Origin of the sequence: Micromonospora sp. URMC 106, from assembly GCF_051386395.1 — a bacterium.
Taxonomy (GTDB): domain Bacteria; phylum Actinomycetota; class Actinomycetes; order Mycobacteriales; family Micromonosporaceae; genus Micromonospora.
The window spans coordinates 14,193-29,442 of the sequence record NZ_JBPQTP010000083.1 but is presented as its reverse complement, the minus strand read 5'-3'; the positions used below and the strand labels follow the sequence as shown (position 1 = coordinate 29,442).

Below are 15,250 nucleotides of genomic sequence, written 5' to 3'. Positions count from 1 at the left end.
GTCGACGCGATCCCGCGTCGACGCCGAACCCCACCCGTCTCCGCCGGTCCCGCCGCCGCGGCGAGGGCCCCATCCGTCCAGCGGCGTCCCGCCGGAGGGCCCGGCACCCGGCCGCCTCGCCCAGACCCGCTGGCGGCCTCCCGGCGGCTACTCCGCGTAGGGCTGGTCCGTTCCCTGGTCGCTGTAGCCGAGGCTCCAGATGTAGCCGTCCGGGTCCGCGAAGGAGCCGCCGTACCCGCCCCACGGCAGGGCGCCGGCGGGCTTGAGGATCGTGGCACCGGCCTTCTCGGCCTGCGCGATGATCTCGTCGACCCGCGCCTCGCTGCGGACGACGTAGGTGAGGACCAGCCCGCTGAAGCCGCTGCCCTCCGGGCTCGCGCCCACCTGGTCGGCCAGGCCCTCGCGCCCGTAGAAGCCGACGAGCGAGCCCGTGTCCGATTCGAAGAACACCGAGACGCCGTAGTCGTCCTTGATCTTCCAGCCGAGCCCCTCCGTGTAGAACTGCTTGGACCGGGCCATGTCCCGGACGCCGAGGAGGATCGAGCTGACGTTCGCCTTCATGCCTTGTCTCCCTGGTGCGTGAGGTTGATGCACTTGAGGATCACGCTACGAACGGCCCCGTGCCCGGCGCTTCTTGATTCCTGACCGGTTCGATCAGCGGTGTCGCCGCCCAGGTGGCATCGCCACAGCGGTGCCGAGGATGCGAGGACGGCACGGGACGTCGACCCGGCCGCCGCGCCGCCATCGCCCCGGGACGGCCACCCGGACGAACCCCGCCCGGCCCGCGGCACCCCGCGCCGGCGCTCCCCGTGCTCGGCGTGCCGCCAGCCGATCGTTAACCGCCCGTGGCTACCGTGCCCGCCGCGGCCGGAGCCGGCCGCGTCGCGACGGTACCGGCCGACGCCGGTCATCGATCACAGGGAGCGAGATGAGGAACCCTCTGGCCCTGGTCACCGCGGCGGTCCTGCTGGCCGCCGGCGTGCTGACCAGCGGCGCCGCGCAGGCGGCCCCCGACCCGGGCCCCCCGCCGGCCGCGGGCCGCACGGTGGGCACCGCCCAGCAACCCGACACGCCGGACGCGGGGGCGACCCCGCCGCCGGTCCAGCGGGCCAAGCCGTTCAAGGCGGTGCCGCCCAGCGGCGGGAAGCGCCCGAAGGCCGCCGCGCCGGACTTCGGGCCCAACGAGAAGATCCTGTCGGCGTACCACCGGGGGAAGCTCTCCCGCGACGAGGCGGTGCGGCACGGGTTGGCGGCGCTGCGCGCGCCCGGCTCGGTGCCGGCGCACCTGCGGCCCACCGGCACGATCCGCGACCCGCAGCGGTACCTGACCTACCTGTCCATGCTCGCGGCGGGCGCCGAGCCCGAGGCGGCGCGGAGCATCGCCCCGGACGTCGCCGCACCCGCCGCCGCGGCCGGCTACGACGACTGCGCCGCCGAACCGTACGAGTACCTCGGCGTCACCTTCCGGTGCCGGGCTTCCGCCGGCGAGTTCCTCATCCTGTACAACGTCGCCTCCGGCAGTCAGCCCGGCGTCCCGGCGGACTTCAACCCGAACGGGCGCGCGAAGGCCGTGCAGTACATGCTGAACTCGCTCAGCATCGCGGTGGCCGAGTATCGCGAGATGGGCTACCCGCTGCCGGTCCGGGAGGGCAAGCCGTGGGTGCTGGTCTACGGCGTGGACGAGCTTCCCGTCGTCGGCGGCCTCGGCTTCCCGATCGACGCGCCCTTCGTGCTGCCGATCGGGCTCAACCAGCAGGCCACCATGCTCGTGCCCAACGGGCAGGACGACTGGGACTACCTGCCCCGACACGAGTTGTTCCACGTCATGCAGTACCAGTACTGGGACCGCAGCGACGTCGGCATCGACTACTTCTCCCACTTCGTCGGGGGCAAGGAGTTCGGCTCGATGAACTGGTGGATGGAGGCCACCGCCGAATGGGCCGCCCACCAGACGTACGTGCGCGAGCCGTACGTGCCGATCGCCGGCGAGGATGCGCTGTACGCCCGCAACGTCCACGACGTGCTGAGCAAGCCCGGCGCCGCGCTCAACTCGTGGGGCGGGCTCGGCGGCGGCCCCCAGTACGGCGCGTTCCTGCTGCCGACCTACCTCACCGAGCAGGTCGACGCGGCCTTCGTGCGCCGCACGTGGGAGAGCGTCCGGGACCACGACCACCTGCCGATCGAGGCGATCCGGCACACCGCGCAGGGCTACGGCCTGAACTTCAAGGACATGCTGCTCGGCTACCACATCGCCAACTACCGGCTGGCCAAGGCGAACGCCGCTCCCGCCCCGACGGTGGACGCGTGGCGCAACTACGGCTACACCGACCCCGACACGGCGCTGTGGCGCGGCAACATCAGCGGCGTCACCCCGACCAACGACGACGGGCTCGGCGGCGCCCGGCCGGCCCGCAAGAAGCACTCCACCCCCGCCGGCACCCACGTCACGTACGAGGACATCCTGCGCAAGGGCGGCGCCGTCTACCACGACTTCTGGGCGGTGCGGAACTCCGGCGACTCGAGCTGCGGGTACTGCTCGACGCTGCTGGTCGACGTCACGAAGGACACCAACCGCAGCTCCGCGGTGATCGTCTGGGCGCCCGCCGGCAGCGGCGGGACGACCGCCGCCTACCCCAGCATCCAGACCGTCCGGTACCCCGACGCGGGTGGCCTCATCACCGTGCCCGACTTCAAGTACCCGATGGTCGCCACCCTGGTCTCCACCTGGACCGAGCTGGACATCCACTCCGCCGACGCGGCGGAGAGCCCGAAGACGTTCAGCACCTACGTCGAGACGACGCTGCCGCTCAAGCCCCGCTCGTGCGTGCTGCGCCCGCTCTCGGTGAAGAGTGTCGAGATCAACGTCGAGCCGCAGGGCACCTTCAACCGGTACGCGGCCAGCACGCCGGACGGCTGGACCGGCGGCGACTCCACGTACTCCGTCAAGCTGCCGGACGGCCGGATCGTCTGGCTCTTCTCCGACACCTGGCTCGGCCCACTCAACGCGGACGGCACCCGGCCGCTGAGCGCGCCGCTGGTGAACAACACGTTCGTGGTGCAGAACGGCGGCAGCCTGACCACCTACCAGGGCGGCACCGCCGGGGCGCCGCAGGCGCTGATGCCGCCGTCGGCCCTCGGCAAGTGGTACTGGATCGGCGACGGTCACCTCTCCGACGGCCAGCTCCAGGTGGTGTTCCAGGAGTACGAGCGGTTCGGCCCCGGCGCCTGGGACTGGCGGTTCAACCGCAACGTGGTGGCGGACTTCGCCCTGTCCAACCTGCGCACCCCGGTCAGCGTCCGGGAGCTGCCGTCGGCCAGCGGGGTGGCGTGGGGCTCGGCGCTGCTGCCGGCCAGCCGCAGCAACGACGGCTACACCTACGTCTACGGGGTCGACGACTCCCCGATCAACAAGCAGATGCGCATCGCCCGGGTGTACGGCAGCGACCTGGCCGACGGCACCTGGCAGTACCACACCCCCTGGGGCTGGACCTTCCGGGAACAGAACTCCCGCAACCTGCTCACCGGCATCGCCAACGAGTACAGCGTCACCCCGTGGGGCGGGCAGTTCCTGCTGCTCAGCCAGGACAGCACCCAGGCGTTCAGCGGCCAGATCAACGCCTGGACGTCCTGCTCGCCGTTCGGCCCGTTCACCCAGAAGACCCCGGTCTACCGGATGCCGGAGCCCGGACCGTACGGCAGCTACTGGAACCCGAACGTGATCTCGTACAACGCGCACGTGCACGCGGCGCTCAGCTCCGGTGACACGTTCATCGCGTCGTACAACGTCAACAGCATGGACACCCGGATCTCGACGGACGGGGACCACTACCGCGACCCGGGGATCTACCGCCCCCGGTTCTTCCGGTTCACCCTGGGGTGATCTCCCCGGTTTCCGCCGGCGCGTCGCGTGCCCGGCGGAACCGGACCGTACGACGCGCCCACCCGACCGTCGTGGTGGGGTGGGCGCGTCGCGTCGGGCGCCGGGGCGCTCGGCGGTCAGTCGGCGGACGGCTTGCGGACGGCGTCGCGCACGCGGTCGATGACCGCCAGCGCGGGGCCCGCGGCCAGGTTGCCCTTGGCGGTCTGCGCGCTCGGGTGTGGGCGCGTGGGCGCGGTCGCCTCCGCGGTGCGGACCGCGGCGGCCAGCGTGCGGAGCCGGTCGGCGGGCACGTGCTGGCGCAGCAGGGGGAACTCGTAGCGCTCCTCGTGACGGGCGTGGGCGAGCACGGCGTCGCGCAGCAGGATGATGCCGGTGTCGAAGCCGTCGGCGTCCACGCCGCCCCGCACCAGGGTCTTCAGGGTCTCCTTGGCCTGGCGTTCCTCGTCGAGCCGCTCGTCGACCATGGCGTCGCCGCCCCCGCCGGGCAGGGTACGGGCCAGCGGGTGCAGCACCTCCTCCTCGGCGGTCTCGTGGGCGGCGAGCAGTTTGACCAGGTCGTCGAAGGCGTCCCGGCGGGTCTGGCCGGTGCTGCCGATGACCAGCAGGAAGAGCTGCTCGGCCTGGGCGTGCTGGGCGAGCAGGAGGTCGACCACGTCCTCCTCGGGCCCCGGCGTGGCCGGGGTGCCGGTGGTGTCAGGCATGGCTGCCTCCCCGGGCGCGCAGCGCCTCCACCGGGTGCGGTCCCTCGGTCTCGATGCGGTACTCGTCGCCGAACCGTTCCCGGTGCATGTCGATGACCTGCTCGCTCGGCGGCTTCTGCCCGTCGTGCAGCTGCTGCTGCATCCACTCGAACCGCTCGTGGGCCTCGCGCACGTACCCCTCACCGATCTTGGTCACGTCGACCTGGGTGGCGAGCAGGTGGCGCAGGTACTCCTTGTTCGGCTCGAAGGTCAGCGGCTCGGGCAGCCCGGTGCCCACGATCTGCTCCGGCTCCCGGCCGTCGTGGCGGCGCAGCAGGTCGGCGGCCTGCTGCAGGTGCGCCAGCTCCATCTGCAGGTGCAGCTCCCACACCGCCTTGATCCGCGGGTCGCTCTCCTGCTCCATGAACGAGTAGTACAGCCAGCACTCGTTGTACTCGTGGGTGAGCAGCCGCTCCCACCAGTTCTCGCCCGGGTCGAGCAGCGACTCGTAGTGCGTGACGTGCTCCTGCTCGATGAGGCTGATTTCCTGGTAGAGCTGCCGGGCGATGGGCTCCATGTACTGCGGCCCGACGTTCATGTAGTAGAACATCACCTGCTGCTCGGCCGACAGGATCGTCAGCGCGTGCAGCTTGGACCGGGGGTCCACCGCGTCGCGGTCGTACGGGGTGCGGACCTCGTCGAACGGGTGCCGGTGCTCGGCGACGGTCGGCCGGCCGGGCATGACCTCGGTGAGGCCGTCGACGATCTTCTCGGCCTTGCGTCGCTCCACCATCTCGTACAGGTTGGCGTAGCGGTACAGGTGGTCGAAGTCCTCCAGGACGCCGAACTCGTAGCCCTGCTTCAGGTAGGGATCCGGCTCGTGCCGGGCCACCCACGCGGTCAGGTCCACGGCCACCTGCTCGTAGCCGAGCGTGGTCTCCAGCACGCTCGCCACGCCGGGCAGCAGCCAGTTCACCGCCCGCTGCTGCTGACTCTCCACATACCGCACGTACGCCAGTTGCCGGCGGACCTCCTGGTCCGGGCAGTTGCGGGCGAACTGGTGCTGGAAGTTGATCGCCTCGACCTCGATGCCGTTCATGGTGATGATGCGGCAACGGGTGTACGGGTCGACCGCCTCCGGGTCGATCGGCTCCACGTTGAGCTCGCGCCAGTTGCGGATCTGGCCTTCCAGTGGAATTCCTTTGTGGTCCAACGGATTGAACACAGCGTCTCCATTCGGCCGGGGTACCGGGTGCCCTACCCCGGGGTCGGGGCCGGAAACCCGGGCTCCGGATTTCGCCGGCCGGGGGACTGGCGATTTCGCCGATGCGGGCGCCCCGCCGCCGCCCAAGACTGATGCATGTCGATATGCCCCGACCCGCAGGGAGTGCCCGACGTGTCATCACCAACCACCACCCGCCCCCGATCCGCCCGCCGCGCCGCCGGGCTGGCCCTGGCCGCCGCCCTGGCCGCCACGGCCACCCTGGCGGCCCCGCCCGCCGCCCGGGCGGCCGACAACCCGTACGAGCGCGGTCCCGCCCCGACCGTCGCGCTGCTGGAGGCCAGCCGCGGCCCCTTCGCCACCGCCTCGCAGAGCGTCTCCTCGCTCAGCGTGACCGGCTTCGGCGGCGGGGTCATCTACTACCCGACCAGCACCAGCGAGGGCACCTTCGGCGCCGTCGCCATCTCGCCCGGCTACACCGCCGCCTGGTCCAGCATCAGCTGGCTCGGACCGCGGATCGCCTCGCACGGGTTCGTGGTGATCGGCATCGAGACCAACACCCGCCTCGACCAGCCGGACAGCCGCGGCCGGCAGCTGCTCGCCGCGCTCGACTACCTGGTGGAGCGCAGCTCGGTGCGCGGCCGCATCGACAGCACCCGGCTCGCGGTGTCCGGCCACTCGATGGGCGGTGGCGGCAGCCTGGAGGCCGCCGTCGCCCGGCCGTCGCTGCAGGCCGCCGTGCCGCTGGCGCCGTGGAACCTGGACAAGAGCTGGTCGGACGTCCGGGTGCCGACGCTCATCATCGGCGGCGAGAGCGACAGCGTGGCCCCGGTCTCGTCGCACTCGGAGCCGTTCTACACCAGCATCCCGGCCTCGTCGGAGAAGGCGTACCTGGAACTCAACGGGGCGAGCCACTTCTTCCCGCAGACGGTCAACACGCCCACCGCGCGGCAGGCGGTGGCCTGGCTGAAGCGGTTCGTGGACAACGACACCCGCTACGAGCAGTTCCTCTGCCCCGGCCCGAGCGGCAGCGCCGTCCAGGAGTACCGCAACACCTGCCCGAGCGCGTGACGCGCATCGGGGCGGCCGCCACGCGCGGCCGCCCCGACGCGTGTCCGGCTGCGGTGGCTGCCCGGCCGGTGCAGAAACCGGCCGGCCGCCGTGTGCCGGGGTGGAGTCCGCAGTGCGTGTCGCGGCGGCGCATCGAAGGTATTGACGACGGACCCCAGAAACGTACACTCCCAGTGTAATAACTGTCGTCGAATCCCGAGGATGGGTGATGGAGCAAGGGCTCGCGCTGCACCACATCGGGGTGCGCTTCGGTGGCCTCACCGCCCTCGACGACGTCTCGCTGCGGGTGCCCCCCGGCCGGGTGGTCGGGGTCATCGGCCCCAACGGCGCCGGCAAGACCACCCTGTTCAACGTCGTCTGCGGCTTCGTCGCCCCGGACGAGGGCACGCTCACCCTCGACGGCCGTCCGCTGCGACCCCGCCCCCACCACCTGACCCGGCTGGGCATCGCCCGGACGCTGCAGGGCACCGGCCTGTTCGCCGGCCTCACCGTGCTGGAGAACGTGATGGTCGGCGCCACCCACACGGCCCGAGCCGGATTCCTCCCGGCCCTGCTCGGCCTGCCGCGCAGCGACCGCGACGAGCGCCGGCTGCGCCGGCACGCCCTCGAGGTGCTCGACAGCCTGGGCGTCGCCGGGCACGCCGCCGCCGCGCCGGGCACCCTGCCCTTCGCCGTACGCCAGCGGGTGGCGCTGGCCCGCGCGCTGGCCGCGCGGCCCCGGCTGCTCCTGCTCGACGAACCCGCCGGCGGCCTCGGCGCCGACGACATCGCCGAGCTGGCGGAGCTGATCCGGGAGCTGCCCCGGCGCGACACCGACCCGTGCGCGGTGTTGCTGGTGGAGCACCACATGGACCTGGTGATGTCCGTCTGCGACGAGATCGTCGTGCTCGACTTCGGCCGGGTGATCGCCGCCGGCGCCCCCGACGAGGTCCGCGACGACCCGGCCGTCGCCGACGCCTACCTCGGCGCCGAGGTCGACGAGGCCGCGGCATGAGCGAGCGCAGCGAGCGAATCATCGGGTTGGGTGCGGTGGTGCCTCATGCCGGCGCGCAGCGAAGCGGAGTGCTGGCATGAGCCTGCGGAGCGAGCGAATCATCGGTGCGGTGGTGCCTCATGCCGGCGCGCAGCGAAGCGGAGTGCCGGCATGAGCGACGGGGATCTGCTCGTGGTGCGCGGGCTGGTGGCCGGCTACGGCGGCGCGCCCGTGCTGCACGAGGTCGACCTCACCGTTGCGCGCGGCACCATCGCGGCGGTGGTCGGGGCCAACGGCGCCGGCAAGACCACCCTGCTGCGCGCGCTCTCCGGCATGCTGCGCCCGGCGGCCGGCCGCGTGGTGCTGGCGGGGGAGGACCTGCGTGGCGTCCCCGTGGAGCAGCTCGTCCGCCGCGGCATGGCACACGTGCCGGAGGGGCGCGGCGTGGTCGGCGAGCTGACGGTCGAGGAGAACCTGCGCCTCGGCGGGCTGTGGCGCCGCGACCGGCCCGACGCGGCCCGCGCGCTCGACGAGGTCTACCAGCTGTTCGAGCCGCTGGCCCGGCGGCGGCGCCACCTCGGCCACCAGCTCTCCGGCGGGGAGCGGCAGATGCTCGCCCTCGGCCGGGCCCTCGTGGGCCGCCCCCGGCTGCTGCTGCTCGACGAGCCGTCACTCGGGCTGGCGCCCCGGGTGGTGGCCCAGACCATGGCCCTGCTGCGCCGGCTGCGCGACCGCACCGGGCTGACCGTGCTGCTCGTCGAGCAGAACGTGCGCAGCGCGCTCTGGATCGCCGACCAGGGCGTGGTGATGTCCCTGGGGCGGGTCGTCACCACCGCCCCCGCCGACCGGCTGCGCGACGACGCCGACCTGCGCCACGCCTACCTCGGCTTCTGACCATCTCGTCCCCGCAAGGGAGGACCGTTGGACCGCTTCGTCTTCCTCACCCTCGACGGCCTGTCCAGGGGGGCGGTCTACGCGGCGTTCGCGCTGGCCCTGGTGCTCATCTGGCGGGCCGCCCGGATCGTCAACTTCGCCCAGGGCGCGATGGCCGTCGCCACCGCCTACGTGGCCTACGGCGTCTCCGCCGCGACCGGCTCGTACTGGCTGGGCTTCCTGGCCGCGCTGGCCGCCGGGTTGCTCCTCGGCGCGGTCGTCGACGTGGCCGTGATGCGCTTCGTCGACCACGCGTCCCCGCTCAACCCGGTGATCGTCGCGCTCGGGCTGGTGCTGCTGATCCAGGCCGTGCTGGGCATGGTCTACGGCAACGAGTTCCGGCCCGCCGAGGCGCCGTTCTCCCGGGCCGCGCTGACCGTCGGCGGGGTCGCCGTGCTCTCGCCGTACGACCTGTTCGTCTTCGCGGCGGTCGCGGTGGTGGTCGTGGGGCTGGCCTGGACCTTCACCCGCACGGCGGTGGGCCTGCGGATGCGCGCGGCGGCGTTCGCCCCCGAGGTCTCCCGGCTGCTCGGGGTGAACGTCGGCGGCATGCTCACCCTCGGCTGGGCGCTGGCCTCCGGCGTCGGCGCGCTGGCCGGGATGCTGGTCATCCCCACCGAGCTGGGCCTGCACCCGCACGCGATGGACCTGGTCTTCGTCTCGGCGTTCACCGCCGCCGTGGTCGGCGGGCTGGACAGTCCACCGGGTGCGGTGGTCGGCGGGCTCGCGGTCGGGCTGGTGCTCTCCTACGTCAGCGGCTACGCCGGCAGCGACCTCACCCCGCTCGCGGTGCTGGTGCTGCTGCTGGCGGTGCTGCTGGTCCGCCCGGGCGGGCTGTTCGCCCCGGTCACGGCGAGGCGGGTGTGACCGCCACCCGGGCGGCGACCCCGCCGAGCGCGCGGGCGACCGCCGGCGCGGGTCCGGCCGACGCCCGCCGCGCCCCGACACTGCTGCGCCACCTCGGCGTCGCGGCCGTCGCCGCACTGCTGCTGGTGGCGGCCAGCTACGGGCTGGAGCCGTTCCGCAACTTCCAGCTCGCCACCGTGGCGGCCTACCTCTGCGCCACCGCCGGGCTGACGGTGCTGACGGGCCTCAACGGGCAGCTGTCGCTGGGGCACGGCGCGCTGATGGCCACCGGCGCGTACGTCGTGGCCCTCTGCCAGAACGCGTTCGCCGACGCCGGGATGACCGGCGGCTGGTTGCTGCCGGTCTCACTGGGCGCCGCCGTCCTGGCCGCCCTCGCGGTGGGCGCCGTGGTCGGGGTGGCCGCGGCCCGGCTGCGCGGTCCGTACCTGGCCGGCGTGACCCTGGCCGTCGCGGTCGTGGTGCCGGCGCTTACCGTCACCTTCGACGGCGTTCTCAACGGCGAGCAGGGACTGGCGGTGCCGGTCGAGCCCCCGCCGGCGGCGCTCGGCCCGTACTTCCCCTACGAGCGGTGGCAGCTCTGGATCGCGGCGGCGGCCACCCTGCTCGCCCTGCTGCTGCTGGCCAACCTGGTCCGCAGCCGGTACGGCCGCACCTTCCGGGCGGTCCGCGACGACGAGGTCGCCGCCCGGCTCGCCGGCATCCACGTCGCCCGTACCCAGGTGCTCGCGTTCGTGGTCAGCGCCGCCGGCGCCGGCCTCGGCGGCGCCCTGCTCGCGGTGCTCGCGCAGAGCGTGTCGCCGGGGGCGTTCTCCCTGACGCTGTCGCTGTTCCTGCTGATGGCCGTCGTCGTCGGCGGCCTGGGCAGCCTGACCGGCGCGGTCTGGGGTGCCGTCCTGCTGGTCGCCCTGCCCGATCTCACCCACGCCCTGACCGAGGGGCTCAGCCTCTCCCCGGCGGCGGCGCAGCGGATGGAGGGCAACCTCCCGCTGGCCATCTTCGGGGTGACGCTGGTCGTCGTCATGATCGCCGCGCCCGGCGGCGTGCAGGGTCTGCTGGCCCGGCTCGGCCGGGCACTGGCCGCCCGCCTGCCCGGCGGGCGGCGCTCCTGAACGTCCGGTCCCACCGGACGCGTACCCCCGCCCCACCACCAGAAACCGGACCGAGGAAAGGTCGGTGTCCACATGCCACCCTCGACACGACGCGCTCTCGCGATCGCCAGCGCCGTCGCCCTGCTCGTCACCGCCACCGGCTGCAGTGACGACGGCGGCGGGACAGGCCGCGGGCCGGTGCCCGGCGTCACCGACACCGAGATCGTGGTCGGCACCCACATGCCGCTCACCGGCCCGGCGGCGGCCGGCTACTCCAAGATCGCCCCGGCCACCAAGGCGTACTTCGACTACGTCAACGCCAACGGCGGGGTACACGGCCGCAAGATCACCTACAAGGTGATGGACGACGGGTACAACCCGGCGAACACCCAGCAGGTGGTGCGGCAGCTGGTCCTCCAGGACAAGGTCTTCGCGATCCTCAACGGGCTCGGCACGCCGACCCACAGCGGCGTGCTCGACTTCCTCAAGAGCAACCGGGTGCCCGACCTCTTCGTCGCCTCGGGCAGCCGCAGCTGGGACCAGCCCGACCGGTATCCGGGCACGTTCGGGTTCAACCCCGACTACACCGTGGAGGGCAAGATCCTGGCCCACCACGTCAAGACCAGCCTGCCGGGGCGCAAGGTGTGCTTCCTCGGCCAGGACGACGACTTCGGGCGCGACAGCCTGGTCGGCGTGGAGAAGGTGCTGGGCGCCGGCGCCGTGGTGGCCAAGCAGACGTACGTCACCAGCAACCCCAACGTGGCGCCCCAGATCGGCGCGTTCAAGGCGGCCGGGTGCGAGGTCGTCATCCTCGCCACCGTGCCCGGGTTCACCGCGCTCGCCGTCGGCACCGCCGCCCGGCTCCGCTTCAAGCCGCAGTGGCTCGTCTCCAACGTCGGCGCCGACCACCCGACCCTGGCCAAGCAGCTCGGCGAGAACGCGGGGCTGCTGGAGGGCATGATCGGCGCCAACTACCTGCCGATGCAGAACGACGCCGCCAACCCGTGGATCCAGCTCTTCACCAGGATCAACAAGGAGCACAACGGGGACGCGCCGTTCGACGGCAACACCGTCTACGGCATGGCGGTCGGCTACCTCTTCGTCCAGGTCCTCCAGGCCGCGGGCAAGGACGTCACCCGGGAGTCGGTGCTGGAGGCGGTCGGCAGGGGCGGCTACCAGGGGCCCGGGCTGGCCCCGCTGCGCTTCTCCGCCACCGACCACTCCGGATACGGCGGGCAGCGGCTCAGCCGGGTCAGCGGGGGCGTGCAGGCCTACTTCGGGCCGACGTACGAGACCGACGAGGGCGACGGGCCGGTGCGCGAGTACGCGGCCGCGCCGGTGGCCCCGCCCGCCAACGGGATCCCCTCGGCCTCCTGAGTCCCGGGACCGGGCGCGGCCGGCGACCACGCGTGCGCCCCGACCGTGCCCGGTCCACGGTGGCCGGGTGCGGTCGGGGCGCGCCCCGGCCGGTGTCAGCTCAGCCGCTCGATGATCATCGCCATGCCCTGGCCGCCGCCGACGCACATGGTCTCCAGCCCGATCTGCTGGTCGTGCCAGCGCAGCGAGTTGATCAGGGTGGTGGTGATGCGGGCACCGGTCATGCCGAACGGGTGGCCGACCGCGATCGCGCCCCCGTTGACGTTGAGCCGGTCCCAGTCGACACCCAGCTCGCGCGCGCTCGGCAGCACCTGGGCGGCGAACGCCTCGTTGATCTCGACCAGGTCGACGTCGCGGACGGACATGCCGGCGCGGCGCAGCGCCTGCCGGGACGCCTCGACCGGCCCGAGCCCCATGATCTCGGGGGAGAGCGCGCTCAGGCCGGTGGCGACGATCCGGGCCAGCGGCGTCACGCCCAGCTCGCGGGCCCGCACGTCGGACATCACGACGAGCGCGGCGGCGCCGTCGTTGAGCGGGCAGCAGTTGCCGGCGGTCACCGTGCCGTCCGGCCGGAACACCGGCGGCAGCGCCGCCACCGCCTCCAGGGTCACCCCGGCGCGGGGCCCGTCGTCGGCGGTCACCACCGCGCCGCCGGGCACGCTCACCGGGGTGATCTCGCGGGCCCAGAAGCCGTCGGCGATCGCCTTCTCGGCCAGCAGCTGCGACCGTACGGCGAACTCGTCCTGGCTGAGCCGGGACACCCCGCGCAGGTGGGCGACGTTCTCGGCGGTCTGCCCCATGGCGAGGTAGACGTCGGGCAGCGCGCCACCCTCGCGCGGATCGTGCCAGGCCGGCGCGCCGCCCGCGGCCCGGGCCGCCGTGCGGGCCAGGGCGTCGGCGAACGCGGGGTTGGCGCTGCCCGGGTGCCCGTCGGCGCGCCCCCGGTCGTACCGGGAGACGCACTCGACCCCCGCCGAGACGAAGACGTGCCCCTCCCCGGCCCGGATGGCGTGCAGCGCCATCCGGGTGGTCTGCAGCGACGACGAGCAGTACCGGTTCACGGTCGTGCCGGGCAGGTGGTCCAGCCCGAGCAGGACGGCCACCACCCGGGCGAGGTTGTGGCCCTGCTCGCCGGCGGGCTGACCGCAGCCGAGCATCAGGTCGTCGATCTCGCCCGGGTCGAGCTGCGGCACCTGGTCCAGGGCGGCCCGCACGATCGTGGCGGCGAGGTCGTCGGCGCGCAGGTCGCGCAGGGAGCCCTTGTGTGCCCGCCCGATCGGCGATCGGGCGGCGGCGACGATGACGGCTTCCGGCATGGCGGAGGTCCTTTCCCGAGCGGTGTCGATATCTGCACCGACGGTGCGATTACTCGGGCGGCCGTGTCAACGGATTGTGAGAAGCTCATCGGCATCCGTCGTTGACGCGCATTCGCGCCACTTCTACTATCTGCATTGTGAATGCAGATTCAGGCCGGCTGTCCGGCCAGGTCGCCCTCGTCACCGGGGCCAGCCGCGGGATCGGCCTGGCGGTCGCCCGGCGACTGGTCGCCGAGGGAGCCCGGGTCGGCCTGACCGCCCGGCGTCCCGAGGCGCTGGCCGAGGCCGTCGCCGAGCTGGGCGGCCCCGCCCGCGCCGTGGCCGTGCCCGGTCGGGCCGACGACGCCGGGCACCGTCGCGAGGCGGTCCGCCTGGTCGCCGAGGCGTTCGGGCCGGTGGACGTCCTGGTGAACAACGTCGGCATCAACCCGGTGTACGGGCCCCTCGCCGAGCTGGACCTGGCCGCGGCCCGCAAGATCCTCGACGTCAACCTGGTCGGCGCGCTCGGCTGGGTGCAGGAGGTCTGCGCCGCCGGGATGGCCGATCGGGGCGGCTGCGTCGTCAACGTCTCCTCGATCGCCGGCCTGACCGCGTCGCCGGGCATCGCCTTCTACGGCGTGAGCAAGGCCGCCCTCAACCACCTCACCGCCTGCCTGGCCGTCGAGCTCGCGCCGGCGGTCCGGGTCAACGCGGTCGCCCCGGCGGTGGTGCGCACCCGGTTCGCCGCGGCCCTGCACGAGGGCCGGGAGGACGAGGTCGCCCGGGCGTACCCGCTGGGCCGGCTCGGCGAACCGGAGGACGTGGCCGGCGCGGTCGCCTTCCTCGCCTGCGCCGACGCCGCCTGGATCACCGGGCAGACCCTCGTCCTCGACGGCGGCGTCGGCCTCGCCGGCCGGATCGCCGGATGACCGCGCCGCCCGCGTCCCGCGGGCTGACGGTGGCCGGGGCGGGGGTGGTGGTGACCGGGGCCGGGTCCGGCATCGGGGCCGCCCTGGCCGCCCGGTTCGCCGCCGACGGCGCCCGGGTGGTGGTCAACGACCTCGACGCCGCGGCGGCCCGCGCGGTGGCGGCGCGCATCGGCGGGTACGCCTGCCCCGGCGACGCGGCCGATCCCGCCGGGGTCGCCGCCCTGGTCGGCTTCGCGCGCGACCGCCTCGGCGCGGTCGACCTGTTCTGCGCCAACGCCGGCGTGGCCCCGGGCGGCGGCGTCGACGCCCCCGACGAGGCGTGGGAGCGGGCCTGGCGGGTGAACGTGATGGCGCACGTGCTCGCCGCGCGCGAGCTGCTGCCGCACTGGCTCGCCGCCGGCCGCGGCCGGCTGTTGGTCACGGCCTCCGCGGCGGGCCTGCTCACCCTGCTCGGCAAGGCGCCCTACTCGGTGACCAAGCACGCCGCGCTGGCCTTCGCCGAGTGGTTGCGGGCCAGCTACGCCCACCGGGGGATCACCGTCCAGGCGCTCTGCCCGCAGGGGGTGCGCACGCCGATGCTGGCCGCCGCCGACGACACGAGCGCCGCCCTGCTCGACGCCACCGCGGTCAGCTGCGAGCAGGTGGCGGAGTGCGTCAGCGCGGCGCTGGCCGACGACCGCTTCCTGGTGCTGCCCCACCCGGAGGTCGCGGCCTGGTACGCCCACCGCGCCACCGACCCGGACCGCTGGCTGCGCGCGATGAACCGGACCCAGCGCGACGCCGAGCAGCGCCGGCATGGCTGAGCGGCCCGACCCCGACGGCCCCGGACCGCCCGCCCCGCCCGGCGGTCCGGCTCGCGCCGGCCGGCGGGGGACGCGTCCCGCCGGGACGTCCGGAGGCGGGCCCGGCGGGGGCGCGGAGCCGCCGCCGGTGGC

At 73.7% G+C, this 15,250-nt stretch carries 13 protein-coding genes; 9 read left to right on the top strand and 4 right to left on the bottom strand.

Annotation, left to right across the window (positions count from 1 at the left end):
* Positions 1-147: 147 nt before the first annotated feature.
* On the bottom strand, positions 148-561 hold the full coding sequence (locus ACSNOB_RS22965; protein WP_436688510.1) for a VOC family protein: 414 nt from the start codon (positions 559-561) through the stop codon (positions 148-150).
* Between the two features lie 367 nt (positions 562-928).
* On the opposite strand from ACSNOB_RS22965, the gene ACSNOB_RS22960 reads away from it, so the two are divergent.
* Positions 929-3,880 (top strand): DUF4185 domain-containing protein, encoded by a 2,952-nt coding sequence (locus ACSNOB_RS22960; protein ID WP_436688509.1) that lies wholly within the window; start codon positions 929-931, stop codon positions 3,878-3,880.
* 116 nt (positions 3,881-3,996) lie between these two features.
* Here the strand turns inward: ACSNOB_RS22960 and ACSNOB_RS22955 are convergent, their stop codons facing one another.
* Both ACSNOB_RS22955 and ACSNOB_RS22950 read right to left on the bottom strand, forming a co-directional pair.
* Positions 3,997-4,581 carry a hemerythrin domain-containing protein gene (locus ACSNOB_RS22955; RefSeq protein WP_436688508.1) on the bottom strand — a complete coding sequence of 195 codons (585 nt, stop codon included), beginning with the start codon at positions 4,579-4,581 and terminating at the stop codon, positions 3,997-3,999.
* Complete coding sequence (locus ACSNOB_RS22950) at positions 4,574-5,785, bottom strand: hypothetical protein (protein ID WP_436688507.1); 1,212 nt, start codon at positions 5,783-5,785, stop codon at positions 4,574-4,576. Before ACSNOB_RS22950 ends, ACSNOB_RS22955 begins: the two co-directional genes overlap by 8 nt.
* Before the next feature lie 135 nt (positions 5,786-5,920).
* On the opposite strand from ACSNOB_RS22950, the gene ACSNOB_RS22945 reads away from it, so the two are divergent.
* From ACSNOB_RS22945 to ACSNOB_RS22920, 6 genes are all read left to right on the top strand, one after another.
* The gene (locus ACSNOB_RS22945) at positions 5,921-6,853 is read left to right on the top strand and encodes an alpha/beta hydrolase family protein (RefSeq protein WP_436688506.1); all 933 of its coding nucleotides are present in this window, start codon (positions 5,921-5,923) and stop codon (positions 6,851-6,853) included.
* A 208-nt stretch (positions 6,854-7,061) separates the two neighbouring features.
* The gene (locus ACSNOB_RS22940) at positions 7,062-7,847 is read left to right on the top strand and encodes an ABC transporter ATP-binding protein (protein WP_436688505.1); all 786 of its coding nucleotides are present in this window, start codon (positions 7,062-7,064) and stop codon (positions 7,845-7,847) included.
* A 150-nt stretch (positions 7,848-7,997) separates the two neighbouring features.
* Entirely contained in the window at positions 7,998-8,720 is a 723-nt protein-coding gene (locus ACSNOB_RS22935) for an ABC transporter ATP-binding protein (protein WP_393112438.1), read from the top strand.
* A gap of 27 nt (positions 8,721-8,747) precedes the next feature.
* Positions 8,748-9,626 (top strand): branched-chain amino acid ABC transporter permease, encoded by an 879-nt coding sequence (locus tag ACSNOB_RS22930; protein ID WP_436688504.1) that lies wholly within the window; start codon positions 8,748-8,750, stop codon positions 9,624-9,626.
* Positions 9,623-10,735, top strand: coding sequence for a branched-chain amino acid ABC transporter permease (locus tag ACSNOB_RS22925; RefSeq protein ID WP_436688503.1), 1,113 nt, complete (start codon positions 9,623-9,625; stop codon positions 10,733-10,735). The genes ACSNOB_RS22930 and ACSNOB_RS22925 overlap by 4 nt, the downstream gene beginning before the upstream one ends.
* A gap of 72 nt (positions 10,736-10,807) precedes the next feature.
* Complete coding sequence (locus ACSNOB_RS22920) at positions 10,808-12,091, top strand: ABC transporter substrate-binding protein (RefSeq protein WP_436688502.1); 1,284 nt, start codon at positions 10,808-10,810, stop codon at positions 12,089-12,091.
* A gap of 95 nt (positions 12,092-12,186) precedes the next feature.
* On the opposite strand, the gene ACSNOB_RS22915 is transcribed toward ACSNOB_RS22920, so the two are convergent.
* The gene (locus ACSNOB_RS22915; RefSeq protein ID WP_436688501.1) at positions 12,187-13,407 is read right to left on the bottom strand and encodes an acetyl-CoA C-acetyltransferase; all 1,221 of its coding nucleotides are present in this window, start codon (positions 13,405-13,407) and stop codon (positions 12,187-12,189) included.
* 137 nt (positions 13,408-13,544) lie between these two features.
* Between ACSNOB_RS22915 and ACSNOB_RS22910 the strand changes: the two genes are divergently transcribed.
* The gene (locus ACSNOB_RS22910; protein ID WP_436688500.1) at positions 13,545-14,315 is read left to right on the top strand and encodes an SDR family oxidoreductase; all 771 of its coding nucleotides are present in this window, start codon (positions 13,545-13,547) and stop codon (positions 14,313-14,315) included.
* Entirely contained in the window at positions 14,312-15,118 is an 807-nt protein-coding gene (locus ACSNOB_RS22905; protein WP_436688499.1) for an SDR family NAD(P)-dependent oxidoreductase, read from the top strand. Before ACSNOB_RS22910 ends, ACSNOB_RS22905 begins: the two co-directional genes overlap by 4 nt.
* The last annotated feature ends 132 nt before the right edge of the window (positions 15,119-15,250 follow it).

Coding starts and splice junctions, on each gene's coding strand:
- ACSNOB_RS22965 (WP_436688510.1), bottom strand. CDS start 561: ATGAAGGCGAACGTCAGCTCGATCCTCCTCGGCGTCCGGGACATGGCC.
- ACSNOB_RS22945 (WP_436688506.1), top strand. CDS start 5,921: ATGTCGATATGCCCCGACCCGCAGGGAGTGCCCGACGTGTCATCACCA.
- ACSNOB_RS22935 (WP_393112438.1), top strand. CDS start 7,998: ATGAGCGACGGGGATCTGCTCGTGGTGCGCGGGCTGGTGGCCGGCTAC.
- ACSNOB_RS22905 (WP_436688499.1), top strand. CDS start 14,312: ATGACCGCGCCGCCCGCGTCCCGCGGGCTGACGGTGGCCGGGGCGGGG.
- ACSNOB_RS22915 (WP_436688501.1), bottom strand. CDS start 13,407: ATGCCGGAAGCCGTCATCGTCGCCGCCGCCCGATCGCCGATCGGGCGG.
- ACSNOB_RS22960 (WP_436688509.1), top strand. CDS start 929: ATGAGGAACCCTCTGGCCCTGGTCACCGCGGCGGTCCTGCTGGCCGCC.
- ACSNOB_RS22955 (WP_436688508.1), bottom strand. CDS start 4,581: ATGCCTGACACCACCGGCACCCCGGCCACGCCGGGGCCCGAGGAGGAC.
- ACSNOB_RS22940 (WP_436688505.1), top strand. CDS start 7,062: ATGGAGCAAGGGCTCGCGCTGCACCACATCGGGGTGCGCTTCGGTGGC.
- ACSNOB_RS22920 (WP_436688502.1), top strand. CDS start 10,808: ATGCCACCCTCGACACGACGCGCTCTCGCGATCGCCAGCGCCGTCGCC.